This is a genomic window from Ideonella azotifigens, assembly GCF_006519715.1.
GTDB lineage: Bacteria > Pseudomonadota > Gammaproteobacteria > Burkholderiales > Burkholderiaceae_C > Ideonella > Ideonella azotifigens.
In genome coordinates this window covers 1-1,753 of record NZ_VIDT01000928.1, presented here as the reverse complement: position 1 = coordinate 1,753, position 1,753 = coordinate 1, and the positions used below count along the sequence as shown (strand labels likewise).

Annotated in this window: 1 protein-coding gene; it reads right to left on the bottom strand. The window is 67.7% G+C overall.

Translation table 11 applies throughout. The features are described 5' to 3' along the window. Positions 1-154: 154 nt before the first annotated feature. Positions 155-1,699 (bottom strand): malonate--CoA ligase, encoded by a 1,545-nt coding sequence (locus FKP22_RS29315; RefSeq protein ID WP_141291701.1) that lies wholly within the window; start codon positions 1,697-1,699, stop codon positions 155-157. Positions 1,700-1,753: the final 54 nt, after the last annotated feature.

Below are 1,753 nucleotides of genomic sequence, written 5' to 3'. Positions count from 1 at the left end.
GGCGGGGCCGGCGGCCAGCGCGGCGCCAGTGGTGCCCCAGCATGCCAGCAAGGCAAGGTCCCAACGGGTCATCCGCATCGTCGGTGGATCTCCTGTTCGGGCCATTCTGCATGGGCAGCGGCCCCAGGGGAAGCCGGAGCATCCCGTGCGTGGTTCAGCCTGCCACGAACAAGCCCTTGTGCTGTTCGCGCAGCAGGTTCTTCTGCACCTTGCCCATGGTGTTGCGCGGCAGCTCGGTCACGACGAAGACCTTCTTGGGCACCTTGAATGCCGCGATCTGGCCCTTCATCGCCGCGATCAGTGCCGCTGCGTCTGGTGCTTCGCCGGGCCGGGCCACGACCACGGCCACCACCGCCTCGCCGAAGTCCGGGTGCGGCACGCCGATCACCGCGCTCTCGGCCACGCCGGGCAGATCATTCAGGTAACCCTCGATCTCGGCCGGGTAGACGTTGTAGCCGCCGCTGATCACCAGGTCCTTGCTGCGGCCGACGATGTTGACATAGCCGGCAGCGTCCACCTTGCCGACATCGCCGGTCTTGAACCAGCCGTCGGCGGTGAACTCCTCGGCGGTTTTCTCCGGCATGCGCCAGTAGCCCTTGAAGACGTTGGGCCCCTTGACCTGGATGCCGCCGATCTCGCCAGCCGGCATGGGCTGGCCCGCATCGTCCAGCACGCGCAGGCCCACGCCGGGCAGCGGGAAGCCGACCGTGCCGCCGCGGCGCTCGCCGTCTTCGGCGCGGTAGGGGTTGGAGGTCAGCATCACGGTCTCGCTCATGCCGTAGCGCTCCAGAATGGTGTGGCCGGTGCGTTGCTGCCAGAGCTGGAAGGTCTCGATCAGCAAGGGCGCCGAGCCGCTGATGAACAGGCGCATGTGGCGACAGGCTTCCTTGTTGAGGCCGGCCTCGCCCAGCAGCCGCACATACAGCGTGGGCACGCCCATGAAGACGGTGGCCTCGGGCAGCTTGGCCAGCACGGCCTTGGGGTCGAACTTGTTCAGCCAGATCATCTTGCTGCCGTTCAGCAGCGCACCGTGGATGGCGACGAACAGGCCGTGCACGTGGAAGATGGGCAGCGCGTGGATCAGCACGTCGCCAGCCTGCCAACCCCAGTAGGCCTTCAGCGTCTGCGCGTTGGACAGCAGGTTACGCTGCGTCAGCATCGCGCCCTTGCTGCGGCCGGTCGTGCCGCTGGTGTAGAGGATGGCGGTCAGGTCGTCCTCGGCGGGCTGGGCTGGCGTGTGGCTGTCCAGGTGGAAGCTGGCGCGGTCCAGCAGCGTGCCGCTGCGGTTGTCGCCCAGTGTGTAGACATGGCTGCTGCCGCACTGGAAGGCCAGGCGGCTGACCCAGGTGAAGTTCTGCGGCGAGCAGACGACAACCGCCGGCTCGGCATTGCCCAGGAAGTATTCGATCTCGCCGGCTTGGTAGGCGGTGTTCAGCGGCAGGAAGACGTGGCCGGCGCGCAGCACGCCGAGGTAGAGCATCAGCGCCTCCACGCTTTTTTCGACCTGCACCGCCACGCGGCTGGCTGGCGGCAGGTCCAGAGAATCGAGCAGGTTGGCGATGCGCGCGCTGGCATGGTCCAGGTCGCGCCAGGTGTAGTGCAGTGGCGCGCCGGGGCCGTCCACGGTTTCGATGGCAATGCCGTCCAGGTCGGCGGGGAAGCCGGCGCGCAGCGCGGCAAAGAGGGTGTGCTGGCTCATGATGAGGATTCGCTGGAAGGTGGGGGTTCTTGGGCCGGAGCGTCGAAGCGCGCC

Coding starts and splice junctions, on each gene's coding strand:
- FKP22_RS29315 (WP_141291701.1), bottom strand. CDS start 1,699: ATGAGCCAGCACACCCTCTTTGCCGCGCTGCGCGCCGGCTTCCCCGCC.